The organism is Flavobacterium sp. (genome assembly GCF_039930565.1).
Taxonomy (GTDB): Bacteria; Bacteroidota; Bacteroidia; order Flavobacteriales; family Flavobacteriaceae; genus Flavobacterium.
On record NZ_JBDTTP010000003.1, the window covers coordinates 77,817 to 95,232 of the forward strand.

Here is a 17,416-nt window from a genome sequence, read left to right on the forward strand (position 1 = left end):
TAATGTTTTGTATTTTTTATTTACTACTTTTTTATATTCCTCATTTCCACGAATACGATAACGTTATAGCTTTACCTATTATTCGAAGATATCTGATTGAACAGATTTTGAGAATAGGGTAATGATTAATAAATACATAATTATGTTTAAAAACGTTAAGATAGTAGTTGTGCTGCTATTACTAAATTCATTTGGAATTATTGCACAAAGTAAAGTTTCCGTTTATCTGGATGATAAAAAACCAATTAGTGAGCGCGTAGAAGATGCAATTTCGAAAATGACAACCGAGGAAAAAATTGCCATAATTCATGCGCAGTCAAAATTCAGTTCTCCTGGTGTTCCTCGTTTAGGAATTCCTGAAAACTGGATGACTGATGGACCTCACGGAATTCGTACCGAAGTGAAATGGGACGAGTGGGATCAGGCTAATTGGACTAATGATTCCTGTATTGCATTTCCTGCTCTTACGGCACTTTCTGCTACCTGGAATAAAGATTTAGCAGCATTGTACGGAAAATCAATCGGAGAAGAAGCACGTTATCGCAACAAAAATGTGTTATTAGGACCCGGAGTAAATATTTACAGATCACCATTAAACGGTCGTAACTTCGAATATATGGGGGAAGATCCTTTCTTAACTTCAAAAATTGTTGTTCCTTATATTAAAGGAGTTCAGTCTAATGGAGTTGCTGCTTGTGTCAAACATTTTGCGCTAAACAATCAGGAAACGAATCGTAATTCGGTAAACGTAATTGTTGATGATAGAGCTTTATACGAGATTTATTTACCAGCCTTTAAAGCGGCAGTTCAGGAAGGGGACGCATGGGCAATAATGGGTTCTTATAACAAATACAAAGGGCAACAGTGTTGTCACAATGAGTTTTTATTGAATGATATTCTTCGTGGAGAATGGGGATTCAAAGGAGTGGTAATCTCAGATTGGGGAGGAGTTAACGATACAAAACAAGCCATTCATAATGGATTGGATATGGAATTTGGTTCCTGGACAAACGGACTTTCATGGGGAACCAGTAATGCATACGACAATTATTATTTAGCAAAACCCTATTCAACGATGATTGAAAAAGGAGAAATAGGAACTAAAGAATTAGATGAAAAAGTTCGTCGTATTTTACGTTTGTCTTTTTTGACTACTATGAATAAGAACAGACCTTTCGGTTCATTTGGAACTCAAGAACATGCTGATGCTGGTTTAAAAATTGCTCAAGAAGGAATTGTATTGCTTCAAAATAAAAACAATATTCTTCCGATTGACTTGAATAAAACAAAGAAAATTGCAGTTATTGGAGAAAACGCAATCAAGATGATGACTATAGGTGGAGGAAGTTCTTCGCTTAAAGCGAAATATGAAGTTTTACCACTTGATGGATTAAAGAAAAAAAATGGTAATAAAGCCGAAGTTGTATATGCTCGTGGTTACGTTGGAGACCCAACAAGTAATTCTGAGGGAATAGTTGGAAAAATGAGTCTTGAAGACAAACGTTCTCCAGATGAATTAACAACAGAAGCTTTAAAAATAGCAAAAGATGCAGATATAGTATTGTTTTTTGGAGGGTTGAACAAAAGCGGTCATCAGGATGCTGAAGGAAACGATCGTTTAGAATTAGGACTTCCATACCATCAGGATAAATTAATTTCTGAATTGGTTAAGGTAAATAAAAATATAGTTTTTGTAAATATTTCAGGAAACGCTGTGGCGATGCCATGGGTAAATGAAGTTCCCGGAATTGTTCAGGGATGGTTTTTAGGTACTGAAGCTGGAAATGCTCTGGCTGCTGTTTTACTTGGTGAAGTGAATCCTTCAGGAAAATTACCCTTTACTTTTCCAGTTAAATTATCGGATAACGGAGCACATGCTTTAGGAGAATTTCCAGGCGGTGATGAAGTAAAATATAATGAAAGCATTTTTGTTGGATACCGCTGGGCAGACAAACAAAAAGCAAAACCATTATTCTCTTTTGGTCACGGATTAAGTTACACCACTTTTGAATATGGAAAAGTGACTGCAGACAAAAAACAAATAACTGCTGCAGACCAGATTACATTTTCTGTAAAAGTAAAAAATACAGGAAGCAGAGAAGGTTCTGAAGTAGTGCAGCTTTATATTAGTGATTTAAAATCTTCATTGCCCCGACCGATAAAAGAATTAAAAGGATTTGAAAAAATTTCGCTTAAAGCGGGAGAAGAAAAAACCGTAACATTCACGGTTGATAAAACGGCACTAAGCTTTTTTGATGATAAAAAGCACGACTGGGTTGCTGAGCCAGGAGCTTTTGAAGCTATCGTTGGAGCATCTTCTACAGATATAAAATCTAAAGTGAGTTTCTCACTTCAATAATTTCGTTAATTTAAGTTGGTTGTTAGTTAAGCTGTAATGATAAAAAGTTACAGCTTTTTAAAAAATTAAAATATGAAAAAAATTGTATTAAGTATTATCGTTTTATTTTTAGCAAAAAACATTTCGGCGCAAAGCCTGAATAAAATGCAATGGTTTAATGAACCTGAAAAATGGGAAATCAAAAATAATGCATTGATTATGAACGTTACTGCGGGTAGTGATTACTGGCGTATTTCACATTACGGATTTACAGTTGATGATGCTCCGTTTTATTACACAACTTACGGTGGGGAATTTGAGGCCAAAGTAAAATTGACAGGTAATTATATCGCCCGTTTTGATCAAATGGGTCTCATGATTCGGGTTGATGAAAAAAACTACATCAAAACCGGAGTTGAATTTGTTGATGGGAAGTTCAATATCAGTACCGTCGTAACCCACGATAAAAGTGATTGGAGTGTAACAACTCTTGAAAAAGCACCGCCATTTGTCTGGATAAAAGCGGTAAGAAGATTAGATGCTGTTGAGGTATTCTATTCTTTTGACGATAAAAATTACATTCTGACCCGCAATGCACCATTGCAGGATAATGTGCCGGTTATGGTTGGTTTAATGGCGGCCTCTCCTGACGGAAAAGGTTTTGAAGCCAAGTTTGAAAATTTTAAAGTAACGCATTTGCCAGATCAACGCAGATTGGAATGGCTTAAGAATCATCAGGAATAAAATGAATTAGAGAATTGAGATAATTTGAAAATTAGATAATTGATTAGTTTTGCGCAAAGCTTTCCAAGCTTTTCAAGAGTTTTGAAAATTTACATTCGATCTTTGCGTAAAACTTTGCAATTTTAAAATTAATAATCATCAAAAACACTAAGCATCAACCACTAATAATTAATCATTTTATGAGTTCCATTTCTACAGAAATTAAGCCTAAAAAACATTATGAAATTTTAGACGGACTACGAGGAGTCGCAGCCATTATAGTTGTTGCTTTTCATATTTTTGAAGCTTTTGCAGGAGGAAACCGTTTTGTGCAGATTATCAATCACGGTTATTTAGCAGTGGATTTCTTTTTTCTTTTATCTGGATTTGTTGTGGCTTATGCCTATGATGACCGCTGGGTTAAAATGACACAATTGGAATTTTATAAACGGCGGTTGATTCGCCTGCAGCCCATGGTTATTATGGGAATGGTTATTGGTGCTATATTCTATTACTTTCAGGCTTCTGATATTTTGTTTCCGATGATTGCCGGAATGGAAGTTTGGAAAGTGATTTTGACTATGATTATCGGTTTTACTCTGCTACCTATTCCGCCTTCGATGGAAATTAGGGGTTGGGGTGAAATGCATCCGCTTAACGGACCAGCGTGGTCACTTTTCTTCGAATATATCGCTAACATTCTTTACGCGTTATTGTTTAGAAAATTCTCTAATAAAGTTCTTGGAGTTTTTGTTTTGATTTTCGCAGGAATGTTAATCAATTATACCGTTTTTGGACCGAAAGGCGATGTTATTGGGGGTTGGTCACTAAATTTGGAGCAAATGAATGTTGGTTTCACCCGTTTGTTATATCCGTTTTTTGCTGGTGTTTTATTATCCCGCTTAGGAAAATTAATTTATATAAAAGCTGCCTTTTGGATTTGCAGTATTTTAATTACAATTGTATTGATGATGCCGAGATTGGGAGATGAAAATAGTTTGTGGATGAACGGTTTATATGAATCCTTCTGTATAATTCTGATTTTTCCAATTATTGTATCAATAGGAGCAGGAGGAGAAATAAAAAACCCGTTTTCGCTTAAAATATGCAAAGCTTTGGGTGATATTTCCTATCCAGTTTATATTACTCATTATCCGTTGATTTATTGGTACACCGTCTGGGTTGTAGATAATAAGGTTTCTTTGGCAGATGGATATTTATTAGGGATAGGAGTTTTGATTGGCAGTATCGTAATCGCTTATTTATGTTTGAAATTATACGATGAGCCTGTTAGGAATTGGCTTCAGAATAAGTTTCAGAAACGCAAAGTTGTTGTTACAGAGTAAACAATTTTTAAATTTTAATTGTTTTTAGTTTGCAGATATTCAAAAGGGATGAAAACTTATGTTTTCATCCCTTTCTATATTAATTTAAATCAGTTAAGATTATTATTCTAAAACTAATTCTGTCAATGCTTCTTTGCTGAAACCTTTTAATTGTTCAGTCTTACCTGCCTTGATTTTTGCAACCCAATTCGGATCAGATAAAAGAGGTCTTCCAACGGCAACTAAATCAAAATCACCTCTGTCGAAACGTCTGTTTAATTCTTCAAGAGAAGTTGGCTGAGAACTTTCTCCTGCAAAAGCGCCAAAGAAATCACCTGAAAGTCCAACGGAACCTACTGTAATTGTTGGAGCTCCCGTTACTTTTTTAGCCCAGCCTGCAAAATTCAGATCAGACTCTTCAAATTCAGGTTCCCAGAATCTTCTTTGAGAACAGTGTAGAATATCTACTCCGGCATCAACAAGAGGTGCAAGCCAGGCTTCTAATTCCTTAGGATTTTTAGCCAGTTTATAGTTGTAATCTGAAGGTTTAAATTGAGAGAATCGCATAATAACAGCGAAATCATTTCCTACTTGTTTCCTAATTTCTTTTACAACTTCAATAGCAAAACGGTTACGTTCCGATAATGTTTTTCCGCCATAAATGTCAGTGCGTAAATTGGTTTCAGCTCTAAAAAACTGGTCAATCAAATACCCATGTGCGCCGTGAATTTCAAGAGTATCAAAACCTAGTCTTTTAGCATCAGCAGCAGCTTTTCCGAAAGCGATAATAGTGTTTTCAATGTCATTTTCAGTCATAGTATTTCCGTTGCTGAAACCCGGTCTGTTTAAACCCGATGGACCTTCAAAAGCAACTGGAGGAACCCAGCCAGAATGATGGTTGTCCATTATTCCCATATGCCAGATTTGTGGTCCCATTGAACCTCCGGCAGTATGAACTTCTTCAATCACTTTTTCCCATCCTTTTAATGCCTCATCTCCATAAAAATGAGGGACATTTGGGTCGTTTGACGATGAAGGTCTGTCGATTACAGTTCCCTCGGATAATAGTAATCCCACTTTACCTTCAGCTCTTTTTTTATAGTAAGAAGCTACTGTGTCAGTTGGAATTCCGTTTGGAGAAAAGGAGCGCGTCATTGGCGCCATTACGATTCGGTTTTTAAGATTTAACGTTTTCAGGTTAAATGGTGAAAACAGGTTGTTTGTACTCATAGTAATTACAAATTATTTTGAATTAATTTACTGAGTGCTTCAAAGGCACCTTCGTTGCGTTTGTAGTAGGTCCATTGTCCAACGCGTTTAGATTCTATAAATCCTGCACGTTGTAAAATAGACAAGTATTCAGAAACTGTAGATTGCGTAAGGCCTGCTTTAGCTTGTATTTGCCCTACACAAACGCCATGTTCAAATCCTGAATGCTGGAGTTGATCCGGAAAGTTGAGTTCGGGTTCTTTTAGCCATTCCAGCATTTGTAATCTGGACTTGTTGGAGAGTGCCTTAAATATTTCTATATGTTCCATGATGCAAATATATCGAGATTTCCCGATATAACAATTAATATAGAATAACTTTAGAAAAATCTATGGTGAATTGCTATATTGTGTTAGTAACCAATTAGCTGTAAATATATAGCACATTTATAAATGTAATTTTTTCATGTAAAAATGTTATAATTTCAATATTTAGAAATTATAAACAATGAATTATAACTTGTCAATCAGTTATTTATATTAAGTTTGTTTTATTTGCTGTTTAGCAGATATCTTGTTGAATCTTTAATTTAGATTAAATATTTTTATTAAATATGTTAATTTAACAGATAAAAATATTTTTATAAATAATTTATTTGGAATATTAAGATTTAAAAGTATATTTGTGCAATCGATTACATTTTTTATTTTGTTAGATAGTTTTTGTTTTTTACTTTGTAAATTTAAGTAAGTCATAGATATAAAATCTTTAATAACTATCTTCGTTTCAAAATTAACAATGGTTTTTAGAACCAAATAAACTTTACTATGAATCAAACCAAAAAATCTACCGGAAAGTATCGTTGGAGTATATGTGCGCTGCTTTTTTTTGCAACAACAATTAATTATTTAGACAGACAAGTACTTTCTTTAACCTGGACCGATTTTATTGCACCAGAATTCCACTGGAACAACAATGATTATGGAAATATTACTGCATTGTTTTCTATATTTTATGCAGTGTCCTTATTATTTGCTGGAAAATTCGTAGACTTTATGGATACCAAAAAAGGATTCCTTTGGGCAATCGGAATTTGGTCTGTCGGAGCTTGTTTACATGCTTTCGCAGGGATTGCCACAGCTGGATGGATTACTGGCGATTGGTTCGTAGGTTTTGGAGGATCAAAAGAAGCGCTAAAACTGGTTAACGACACCGGTATGGTGGCTAGTGTAAGTGTTACTTTGTTTGTTTTTGCTCGTTTTGTTTTGGCAGTTGGAGAGGCAGGAAATTTTCCTGCAGCGATTAAAACTACTGCGGAATATTTTCCTAAAAAAGACAGGGCTTTCGCTACCAGTATTTTTAATGCAGGAGCAACCGTTGGCGCTTTAGCTGCGCCAATAACTATTCCTAGAATTGCCGAATATTTCGGTTGGGAAATGGCGTTTATCCTCATTGGAGCTTTAGGCTTTGTTTGGATGGGATTTTGGGTTTTTATGTATGATAAACCAGAGAAACATCCAAAAGTAAATACTAGTGAATTAGAATACATCCAACAAGATGATGTAGCCGATAGTAAATTAGAAGGTTATGTGCCAGAAACATCTACAAAAGTAACTTTTGCTGATTGTTTGAAGTACAAACAAACCTGGGCTTTTATCTTTGGTAAATTTATGACCGATGGGGTTTGGTGGTTTTTCTTATTCTGGACGCCAGCTTATTTAAAATCTGTTTATAAAATGACAGCTTTACAAGCTGAAATTCCATTATTTGTTTTATATGCAATTACTTTACTTTCAATTATTGGAGGTTGGTTGCCAACTTATTTTGTAGACAAAAAAGGAATGAATCCTTATGAAGGAAGAATGAGAGCTATGCTGATTTTTGCATTTTTTCCATTATTAGCATTGCTTGCACAGCCTTTAGGACACTATTCTTATTGGTTGCCAATAATTATAATTGGTATTGCATTAGCAGCTCATCAATCCTGGTCAGCAAATATTTTCACAACTGTTGGAGATATGTTTCCTAAAAAAGCAATTGCTACTATTGTAGGTATTGGAGGTTTAGCAGGAGGTTTAGGATCTACAGTAATCAACAAAGGATCTGGAGTTTTATTTGATTATACTAAAGAAACTAATATGGTTTTTATGGGATTCAAAGGAATTGAAGCCGGATACTTCATTATTTTTTCTATCTGTTCTGTTTGTTATTTAATAGGCTGGGCAGTAATGAAAACATTAGTTCCTAAATACAGCCCTATTACTGATCTTTAATAAAATCTAATGGTAAATTTGTTTTAATGTATTAATGTTGAATTATTCATTAATATATTGGAGTGCTAAAATTGCAAGTGTATATACTACACAGATAAATTATTGTTTGTATTATGATTTTTAAATATAAAAATCTAATTTTGTGCAATCGATTACATTTAAAATAAAGTTATGACAAAATATAGTTCAAGATACGCATCAAACCCGGAAGCTGTAAAGAAATATGATACCAGCCAATTAAGAAAAGAATTCTTAATTGATGATTTAATGCAAAAAGATGAGATTGTATTGGTTTATTCGCATTACGACAGATATATTGCAGGTTCTGCAGTGCCAGTGAATACTGATTTAAAGCTGGAAACCATTGATCCGTTAAAAGCACCTTATTTTTTAGAGCGAAGAGAAATCGGAATTATTAATGTAGGAGGAAATGGTTCAGTGTTAGTCGAAGGAACTTCTTATGAACTAGGATTTAAGGACGCTTTGTATGTTGGAAGTGGTAATAAAGAAGTTGTTTTTAAAAGTGATGACAAGAATAATCCGGCTAAGTTTTATATTAATGCCGCACCAGCTCACAAAAATTATCCAACAGTAAAAGTGAGTTTGGCGGAAGCTAAGAAATTAGAACTGGGAACAATGGAAACGGCTAATCACCGTACAGTAAACCAAATGATTATTGGTGGTATAGTAACTACTTGTCAATTACAAATGGGAATGACGGAACTACGACCTGGAAGCGTTTGGAATACGATGCCAGCACATGTTCATGATCGTCGTATGGAAGTTTATTTCTATTTGGATATTCCGGAAAATCAGGCAGTTTGTCATTTTATGGGGGAACCTCAGGAAACGCGACACATCTGGATGAATAATCATCAGGCTGTTATTTCACCGCCATGGTCTATTCACTCTGGTTCAGGAACCAGCAATTATACCTTTATTTGGGGAATGGCTGGTGAGAATTTAGATTACGGAGATATGGACGTTTGTAAAATTACAGATTTAAGATAAATAGAATGATAGATTTATTTGATATAAAAGGAAAAGTTGCCCTAATCACAGGAAGTACACACGGACTGGGAATGGCAATGGCAAAAGGTTTGGGACAGGCTGGAGCTACAATTGTTGTAAACGGAAACTCCTCTCAGCAAAAAATTGACGATGCTGTAAAAGAACTTCAAAGTGAAGGAATCAATGCTGTTGGTTATAAATTTAATGTAACAGATGAGCAGGAAGTTAAAACTGCAGTTCAGAAAATTGAAACTGAAGTTGGACCAATTGATATCCTGATTAATAATGCGGGAATCATCAAAAGAATTCCATTAATAGAAATGGAAGTTTCAGATTTCAAAGAAGTTATTGATATTGATTTGGTAAGTCCTTTTATTGTTTCCAAACATGTAGCTAAAGCAATGATTGAAAGACAACAAGGAAAAATAATTAATATTTGTTCCATGATGAGCGAATTAGGCCGTAATACTGTAGGAGCTTATGCTGCTGCAAAAGGAGGTTTGAAAATGCTGACTAAAAATATGGCTACTGAATGGGCAAAACACAATGTTCAGATCAACGGAATTGGCCCTGGTTATTTTGCTACTGAACAAACAAAACCAATCAGGGTTGACGGACATCCATTCAACGATTTTATCATCAGTAGAACTCCTGCTGCAAAATGGGGAGATCCGAGTGATTTAGCGGGGGCAGCAATATTTTTATCATCAAAAGCAAGTGATTTTGTCAACGGTCATATTTTATATGTTGACGGAGGAATCCTTGCAACAATTGGTAAACCATCAAACGAATAATATCTATTTATATTTAAATCATGAGCTCTAATAAAACATTCATAAACGATAATTTTTTACTTGAAAATAAATTTGCTGAAGAATTATATCATAATTATTCAAAAAATCAACCAATTATTGATTATCATAATCACTTGAATCCTCAGTTTATTACAGAAGATAAAATTTTTGATAACATCACTCAGGTTTGGATAAATGGAGATCATTACAAATGGCGTGCAATGCGAACATTGGGTATTAATGAGCAGTTTGTCACCGGTAATGGTTCTGATAAAGATAAATTTTTAAACTGGGCAAAAACGGTTCCATATACGATGCGTAATCCATTGTATCATTGGACACACTTAGAGTTAGCCCGTTATTTTGATATTACAGAATTATTAAACGAAAAATCTGCTGAAAGAATTTACGAACAAGCTTCTGCAAAAATAAATTCAGCAGAATATAGTACACGCAGCCTGCTTAAAAAAGTAAATGCTGAATCGGTTTGTACTACTGAAGATCCAATTGACACTTTAGAGTTTCACCAAAAACTGAACAAAAATCCTTTTGAAACTAAAATGAGCACGGCTTTCAGACCGGACAAAGCTATCCTGATTTCAAATGACGGATATAACGATTATATAAATACATTAGGAAATGTAGCCGGTATAGCAATCAATACATATGCTGATTTATGTGATGCATTAAAAAAGAGAATTCAGTTTTTTAATGAAAACGGATGTAAATTAAGTGATCACGGATTGGATCAGATTTATTTTGAAAACTTTACAGAATCAGAGGTAAGTGCAATTTTCAAAAAGAAAAGAGAAAACCAAACAATAACTCCGGAAGAAGCATTGAAATTTCAAAGTGCCGTTTTATTGTTTTTATGTGAATCTTATCATGAATTAGGCTGGGTACAGCAATTTCACTTAGGTGCTTTACGTAATAACAATGCCCGTATGCATAGAATTTTAGGGCCTGATACAGGTTGGGATTCTATTGGAGATTATCCACAGGCTCAGAAACTGTCTTCATTTTTGAATGCATTGGACAGTAAAGATAAATTGACTAAAACTATTATTTATAATCTGAACCCTGCCGATAATGAAGTAATGGCAACCATGATTGGGAACTTCAATGACGGAAGCGTTAAAGGAAAAGTACAATTTGGTTCAGGATGGTGGTTTTTAGACCAGAAAGACGGAATGACAAAACAACTAAATGCTCTTTCAAACATGGGATTAATCAGTTGTTTTATCGGAATGTTGACAGATTCAAGAAGCTTCCTTTCGTTTCCAAGACACGAATATTTCCGTAGGATTCTTTGTAATCTTTTAGGAGATGAAATTCAAAGAGGAGAACTTCCTGCTGACATGGAATGGATTGGTAAAATGGTATCTGATATCAGTTATAATAATGCAAAAGAATATTTCAAATTCTAATTAATTTATAATGAGTAAAGTAGTTGCATTCGGCGAAATAATGTTGCGTTTTTCAACAGAAAGGCATTTGCGTTTTTCTCAGGCTAAAGGATTTACAGCGTCTTACGGCGGAGGTGAATTCAATGTTTGTGCTTCTTTGGCTAATTATGGTATTGATGCAGAATTTGTAACCAGATTACCTGAGAATGAAATCGGTGCCTGCGCAGTACAGGAAATGCGTAAAATGAATGTTGAATCTAAAAATATTGTTTACGGCGGAGAACGTTTAGGGACTTATTATTTAGAAACTGGAGCGGGAACCAGAGGAAGCAATGTGGTTTATGATCGCGCTCACAGCTCAATGGCAACGATTCAGAAAGGTACTATTGACTGGAAGAAAGTACTTGAAGGAGCTGCTTGGTTTCACTTTAGTGGAATTACAGCAGCAATTTCCCAAAGTGCAGCAGAAGCTTGTCTGGAAGCAGTTCAGGTGGCACACGAATTAGGACTGACTATTTCATGTGACTTGAATTACAGATCAAAATTATGGCAATATGGTAAAACTCCTAGTGAGGTTATGCCGGAACTGTTAAAGTATAGTCATGTTGTTTTAGGAGATATTGATACAGCGTATTTTATGTTGGGAATTCCTAAAGTGAATCCTGATTACCAGGATGAAAAGTCATTACCTGTTTTATATTCGAAGATGTATGAACTTTGTCCAAACTTAAAAACAGTAGCAACAACATTGCGTTATTCAGTTAGTGCTTCGCATCAGAGAATTGGTGGTATTTTGTTTGACGGAAAAACTATTTTTAATGCAGCTGTACAAGAAGTAACTCCTGTAATTGACAGAGTAGGAAGCGGAGATGCTTTTATGGGAGGGTTGATTTATGGATTAGTTGAATATGAAGACAAACAAAAAGCACTAGATTTTGCAGTAGCAGCCTGTTGTTTAAAACATACTATTGCCGGAGATTATAATTTAGTTACATTAAAAGAAGTTGAAAACATGGCCGGAGGAAACTCTGCCGGATTAGTATCAAGATAAATAGAAGTATGGCAAAGTATTCAAGAATTGAAGTAGCTCAGACGATGAAAGATAATGGAATGGTTCCGTTGTTTTTTCACTCTGATATCGAAATCAGTAAAAAAGTATTAAAAGCTTGTTACGACGGAGGTTCCAGATTAATGGAATTTACCAGTAGAGGGGATTTTGCTTTTGAAGTTTTTGGAGCATTAAATAAATATGCATTGGCAGAATTGCCTGGGATGATTTTAGGAGTTGGTTCAATAACTGATGCTGCTGCCGCTTCATTGTACATGCAGCTTGGTGCTAATTTTATTGTAACACCAGTTTTTAGGGAAGATATTGCAATTGCCTGTAATCGTCGTAAAGTATTATGGTCACCAGGTTGCTCGTCGCTTACAGAAATTGCAAGAGCAGAAGAATTAGGATGTGAAATTGTAAAATTATTTCCTGCAGATCTTTACGGTCCAGAATTTATTAAAGCAATAAAAGGACCTTGTCCATGGACTACAATTATGCCAACAGGAGGTGTTTATCCAACAGTTGAAAGTTTGTCTTCATGGTTGAATGCAGGTGCTACATGTGTGGGTCTTGGTTCACAATTAATTTCGAAAGACTTGTTGGATAAACAGGATTTCGAAGGTTTAAAAAATAAAATAAGTGATGTTTTAAACATCATAAAAGATATTAGAAATAAATAAAGAATCAGTTTGATTCCTTATTGAAAGGCAGTTTTTTTAGAGTTTTAAAGGTTGTAATTGAGCATTACGCTTGAGAAATAAAGTTTGTCACTCCTCACAGCAAGCTTTATTTTGTCATGTACAAGTGTAATGTTTCTTTTACAATAATAAGAAAAAAAAATGAGGTTGTTATAACACTTTTAGAGAAGATTTAAAATGAAAAAATTAAATAGAGTAAATACAGGATTAGAAAAATTAAATCCAATTAAAGTAGTTCAGTTTGGAGAAGGTAATTTTTTAAGAGCTTTCGTTGATTACGCTTTTCAAAAATTAAACAATGAAGTTGGTTTTAATGCCGGTATTGCAATTGTTCAGCCACTAAAAGATGGTATGGTGCACCTGATTAATGATCAGGAGGGTCTTTACACGTTGTTTATGAACGGTATTAAAAAAGGGGAGAAAATACAAGATATTGAGCTAATTAGTAATATTGTAAAAGGTATAAATCCATATACTGAATTTGCGGATTATCTTGCTTTAGCCAAAGAAGATGAACTTCAATTTATTGTTTCAAATACCACAGAAGCCGGAATTGAATTTGTTGAAAGTGATACTCCGGATATGCAGCCACCAGCTTCATTTCCTGCAAAGCTAACTGTTTTATTATACGAAAGATTCAAACATTTTAATGGAGATACTTCTAAAGGACTTACTATCATTCCTTGCGAATTGATTGATTATAACTCAGAGACTCTGAAAAAAATAATTTTGCAATATGTTGATTTATGGAAATTAGAAGATGCATTTAAAACTTGGGTTTCAGATGCTTGTTCTTACCACAGTACTTTAGTTGACAGAATTGTTCCCGGATATCCAAGAGCTGAAATTGAAGAATACAACAACAAATTAGACTATCAGGATAATTTAATTGTTGCTGCTGAACCATTCTTCCTTTGGGCTATAGAAGGTGGTGAAGATTTAAAACAAAAATTACCTTTCCATAAAACGGATCTGAATGTGAAAATCGTTGATGATATCCGTCCTTTCAAAATGATAAAAGTCCGTATTCTAAACGGCGCACATACTGCAATGGTTCCTTTTTCACTTTTGTACGGTAACAAATTAGTAATGGAAACTGTTAACGGGGATTTTACTGGAAAATTCGTAAACAATGTTATCGGAGAAATTAGTGAAACCCTTGATATGGACAAAAATGAAATCATTGCTTATTCTGAAGAAGTAATGGATCGATTTAAGAATCCATTTATCAAACATGCATTGGCAGATATTGCTTTAAATTCTATCTCAAAATTCAAAGTAAGAGTTTTGCCTAGTTTATTAGGATATTATAATTCGAATAAAAAACTGCCGGTTAATTTGACTTTTTCATTAGCTTCTTTAATCCGATTTTATAAAGGAACCTGGAATAACGAAGCATTACCTGTAAAAGATTCTCCAGAGATAGTAGAAGCATTTAAAAATGCATGGCAATTAGGAACTTTAGATTCAGTTGTAAGTTCAATTTTATCAAACAACGAATTCTGGGGTGAAGATTTAACGAAAATTGAAGGTTTATCTGAAGCTTTAGTATTTGCTTTAAATGAAATCGAAGAGAATGGTGTTGAAAAAGGATATACTAATTTCAGCAAACAATATTAATTAGAATACGTACTTTCTAAAATTACTATCATGCAAAAAAAATTAATAAAAGTAAATCCTTCGGATAATGTAGCTGTAGCATTAGTTAATCTGGTTGCAGGCGAAGTTATTAACTTTGAAGGAGAGGAAATCACTATCGAATCTGATGTGAAAATGAAGCATAAAATCGCGATGTATCCTTTTGAAACAGGAGAGCGTATTATTATGTATGGAGTTTTGGTAGGTAAAGCAAGTGCACCCATTGCAAAAGGAGGACTACTTTCTACTGAAAATGTAAAACACCAAAGTGCAAAGGTAACTGCTAAAACAGAATCTATCGGCTGGACAGTTCCTGATGTAGATAAATGGAAAGACAGAACTTTTGATGGATACCAAAGAACAGACGGACAAGTTGGTACTGAAAATATATGGTTGTTCTTTCCATTGGTATTCTGTGAAAACAGAAACATTGAAATACTGAAAGGTATTTTTGAAAAAGAATTATCAAAACCTAAAGAAAACGATTATCAACTACTGTTACGTTCCTTAGTAAATACAGAAAAAGGTGCTGACGAAGTTGTAGCAAAATCGAATGAAGTTGATTTATTCGAAAATATTGAAGTGAAATTCATTACGCACCAAGGTGGTTGTGGCGGAATCCGTCAGGATTCACACAGTCTGGCTAAACTTTTAGCGGGATATGTAAACAATCCAAACGTTGCAGGAGCTACTGTATTGAGTTTAGGTTGTCAGAACCTTCAAATATCAATTTTTCAGGATGCTATGAAGGCGATTAATCCAACCAGCGATAAACCTGTTTTGATTTACGATCAACAGCAGATTGGAACTATCGAGGCTATGTTGAGTACAGTAGTAAAAGACTCCTTTGTAGCCATTAAGGAAGCCAATAAAATTAAAAGAACTCCAACTCCATTATCAAAACTAAAAATAGGTTTGGAATGTGGTGGTTCTGATGGGTTTTCTGGTATTTCAGCAAACCCGACATTAGGAGTTTTATCGGATAATTTAGTTGCTTTAGGAGGAACTACAATTCTTTCTGAGTTCCCTGAATTATGTGGAGTAGAACAGGAATTGGTAAACCGTTGTGTAGATGATAAAGATGGAAAACGTTTTCTGGAACTGATGCAATGGTATGAAAAAACCGTTGTAGATGCAGGCTCAGGATTTGATATGAATCCATCTCCGGGTAACATCAAAGACGGTTTGATTACGGATGCCATGAAATCGGCAGGTGCTGCCAAAAAAGGAGGGACTTCGCCAATTGTAGGTGTTTACGATTATGGAGAATATATTAACGAACCAGGGTTTACCTTGTTATGTACTCCTGGAAATGATGTTGAATGTACGACTGCAATGGTAGGATCCGGAGCCAATATGGTATTGTTCACAACAGGTTTAGGAACTCCAACAGGAAACCCAATTGCCCCAGTTGTAAAAATATCTTCTAACACTCAATTGGCTACAAAAATGTCTGATATTATTGATATTGACACTGGTGGAATTATCACAGGTGAAAAATCAATTAATGAAATGGCAGATGAAATGCTTGAATTTATTATTGATGTCGCAAGTGGTACTATTAAAACCAAAGCTGCTATTCTAAATCAAAACGATTTTATTCCTTGGAAAAGAGGGGTTTCGCTTTAATATAAAATAAATAAACCTATTAAAAGGTAGTTCTTGTCGAAGATTTACGAATGTGTAATTCTGGGGCAAGTACTACCTTTTTTTCGATTTTGATAGTATCAGTTTTACCAACCTGTTCCAGAAAAACGCGTGCAGCCATTTTCCCCATTTCAAGAGGGGACTGATCAACTGAAGTGATAGATAATTCCATGAATTTTGTGAAAGGTTCATTACTAAATCCTGCTACACAGAAATCCTGTGGTATATTGATATTTCGATCTCTTAATTCCTCTATCGCGCCTAAAGCAGCAAAATCACTTGAAGAAAATATAGCATCTGGAGGGGTTTCAAGTTCCAGTAAAATATTAATTGCATTTTTCCCTGCTTCGACACTACTCTTAGACCGAATAACATATTTTTCATCAAATATAATTCCATTATCCAATAATGCCTGTTTGTATCCTAAAAACCTATTTTTAAAAATTTCAAGTGACAGATCACCGGAAAAATGTGCAATCTGTTTACATCCCTGATCGATTAATTGTTTTGTTGCAATATATCCTCCTTTGAAATCATTAATTGTAACAGAACTTACACCTTCTATATGCTTGCTTCTGTCAAAGAATATTAAGGGAACATTTTTTTCTAATACATTATGAAACGCACTATCATTTTCGCTAGTTACATCTGTAACCGACATAAGTATCCCATCTACCTGAGCATCAATTAAAGTATAAAGGTTTTCACTTTCTCTTTTTGGATTCTCATGAGTTTGGCAAATAATTACCTGATAACCATGAGGATAAAGCTCTTCTTCAATTCCCCGGATAACAGAAGCGAAAAAATTACTGTCTATTCGTGGGACAATAACACCTATATTATTACTACGACCACTTTTTAATGCTAAAGCAAGCTTATTTTGTTTGTAATTCATCAAAGCTGCAGTTTCGATAACCAGTTCCCTTGTACTTTCTTTTATTTTAGGGTTGTTATTTAAAGCCCTGGAAACAGTTGCAGCCGTTATATTTAGCTTTTTGGCAATATCATAAATGGTTATTTTTTCGCTCATTCAAAAATTTTATTTTGATTAATTTAACACAAAAATACATTTTTTTTATATATGACAATATAAATTGTTATCGATTACCATATTTATTTTTATTGCTATTTAAAATTAGGCAATGATAATAATTTATGTTATTTTTTGCATAAAGTGTAAATTATATTTAGGATTAAAATAAATTCTATAAAAAAAGCAAAAATAATTTTGGTGTATTGGAACAATTTTTCTATTTTCGTGTAATCGATTACATAAATATATACATTTTAAAAAGAAATTTAA

At 34.3% G+C, this 17,416-nt stretch carries 14 protein-coding genes; 11 read left to right on the plus strand and 3 right to left on the minus strand.

Features of this window, described 5'->3' with window-relative positions; genetic code table 11:
* Positions 1-142: 142 nt before the first annotated feature.
* From ABI657_RS01985 to ABI657_RS01995, 3 genes are all read left to right on the plus strand, one after another.
* The gene (locus tag ABI657_RS01985; protein WP_348095559.1) at positions 143-2,359 is read left to right on the plus strand and encodes a glycoside hydrolase family 3 C-terminal domain-containing protein; all 2,217 of its coding nucleotides are present in this window, start codon (positions 143-145) and stop codon (positions 2,357-2,359) included.
* A gap of 72 nt (positions 2,360-2,431) precedes the next feature.
* Positions 2,432-3,082 (plus strand): DUF1349 domain-containing protein, encoded by a 651-nt coding sequence (locus ABI657_RS01990; RefSeq protein ID WP_348095560.1) that lies wholly within the window; start codon positions 2,432-2,434, stop codon positions 3,080-3,082.
* Positions 3,083-3,261: 179 nt separating this feature from the next.
* Positions 3,262-4,407 carry an acyltransferase gene (locus ABI657_RS01995; protein ID WP_348095561.1) on the plus strand — a complete coding sequence of 382 codons (1,146 nt, stop codon included), beginning with the start codon at positions 3,262-3,264 and terminating at the stop codon, positions 4,405-4,407.
* Between the two features lie 102 nt (positions 4,408-4,509).
* On the opposite strand, the gene ABI657_RS02000 is transcribed toward ABI657_RS01995, so the two are convergent.
* Together ABI657_RS02000 and ABI657_RS02005 are read right to left on the minus strand one after the other, a co-directional pair.
* Positions 4,510-5,616 carry an NADH:flavin oxidoreductase gene (locus tag ABI657_RS02000; RefSeq protein WP_348095562.1) on the minus strand — a complete coding sequence of 369 codons (1,107 nt, stop codon included), beginning with the start codon at positions 5,614-5,616 and terminating at the stop codon, positions 4,510-4,512.
* 5 nt (positions 5,617-5,621) lie between these two features.
* Positions 5,622-5,924, minus strand: coding sequence for a metalloregulator ArsR/SmtB family transcription factor (locus ABI657_RS02005; RefSeq protein ID WP_348095563.1), 303 nt, complete (start codon positions 5,922-5,924; stop codon positions 5,622-5,624).
* Positions 5,925-6,422: 498 nt separating this feature from the next.
* On the opposite strand from ABI657_RS02005, the gene ABI657_RS02010 reads away from it, so the two are divergent.
* The 8 genes from ABI657_RS02010 to ABI657_RS02045 all read left to right on the plus strand — a co-directional run bounded on the left by ABI657_RS02010 (position 6,423) and on the right by ABI657_RS02045 (position 16,095).
* Entirely contained in the window at positions 6,423-7,868 is a 1,446-nt protein-coding gene (locus ABI657_RS02010; protein WP_348095564.1) for an MFS transporter, read from the plus strand.
* A 171-nt stretch (positions 7,869-8,039) separates the two neighbouring features.
* Positions 8,040-8,879 carry a 5-dehydro-4-deoxy-D-glucuronate isomerase gene (kduI, locus tag ABI657_RS02015; RefSeq protein ID WP_348095565.1) on the plus strand — a complete coding sequence of 280 codons (840 nt, stop codon included), beginning with the start codon at positions 8,040-8,042 and terminating at the stop codon, positions 8,877-8,879.
* A 5-nt stretch (positions 8,880-8,884) separates the two neighbouring features.
* On the plus strand, positions 8,885-9,673 hold the full coding sequence (locus tag ABI657_RS02020; protein WP_348095566.1) for a gluconate 5-dehydrogenase: 789 nt from the start codon (positions 8,885-8,887) through the stop codon (positions 9,671-9,673).
* A 20-nt stretch (positions 9,674-9,693) separates the two neighbouring features.
* The gene (gene uxaC / locus ABI657_RS02025; RefSeq protein WP_348095567.1) at positions 9,694-11,100 is read left to right on the plus strand and encodes a glucuronate isomerase; all 1,407 of its coding nucleotides are present in this window, start codon (positions 9,694-9,696) and stop codon (positions 11,098-11,100) included.
* A 10-nt stretch (positions 11,101-11,110) separates the two neighbouring features.
* On the plus strand, positions 11,111-12,130 hold the full coding sequence (locus ABI657_RS02030; protein ID WP_348095568.1) for a sugar kinase: 1,020 nt from the start codon (positions 11,111-11,113) through the stop codon (positions 12,128-12,130).
* 8 nt (positions 12,131-12,138) lie between these two features.
* A complete protein-coding gene (locus tag ABI657_RS02035) occupies positions 12,139-12,810 on the plus strand; it encodes a bifunctional 4-hydroxy-2-oxoglutarate aldolase/2-dehydro-3-deoxy-phosphogluconate aldolase (RefSeq protein ID WP_348095569.1) in 672 nt (223 codons plus the stop codon).
* A gap of 195 nt (positions 12,811-13,005) precedes the next feature.
* Positions 13,006-14,448, plus strand: a complete 1,443-nt coding sequence (locus ABI657_RS02040) for a tagaturonate reductase (RefSeq protein ID WP_348095570.1) — start codon at positions 13,006-13,008, stop codon at positions 14,446-14,448.
* A 30-nt stretch (positions 14,449-14,478) separates the two neighbouring features.
* Positions 14,479-16,095, plus strand: a complete 1,617-nt coding sequence (locus tag ABI657_RS02045; RefSeq protein ID WP_348095571.1) for an altronate dehydratase family protein — start codon at positions 14,479-14,481, stop codon at positions 16,093-16,095.
* A 19-nt stretch (positions 16,096-16,114) separates the two neighbouring features.
* On the opposite strand, the gene ABI657_RS02050 is transcribed toward ABI657_RS02045, so the two are convergent.
* Positions 16,115-17,143 carry a LacI family DNA-binding transcriptional regulator gene (locus tag ABI657_RS02050; protein ID WP_348095572.1) on the minus strand — a complete coding sequence of 343 codons (1,029 nt, stop codon included), beginning with the start codon at positions 17,141-17,143 and terminating at the stop codon, positions 16,115-16,117.
* Positions 17,144-17,416: the final 273 nt, after the last annotated feature.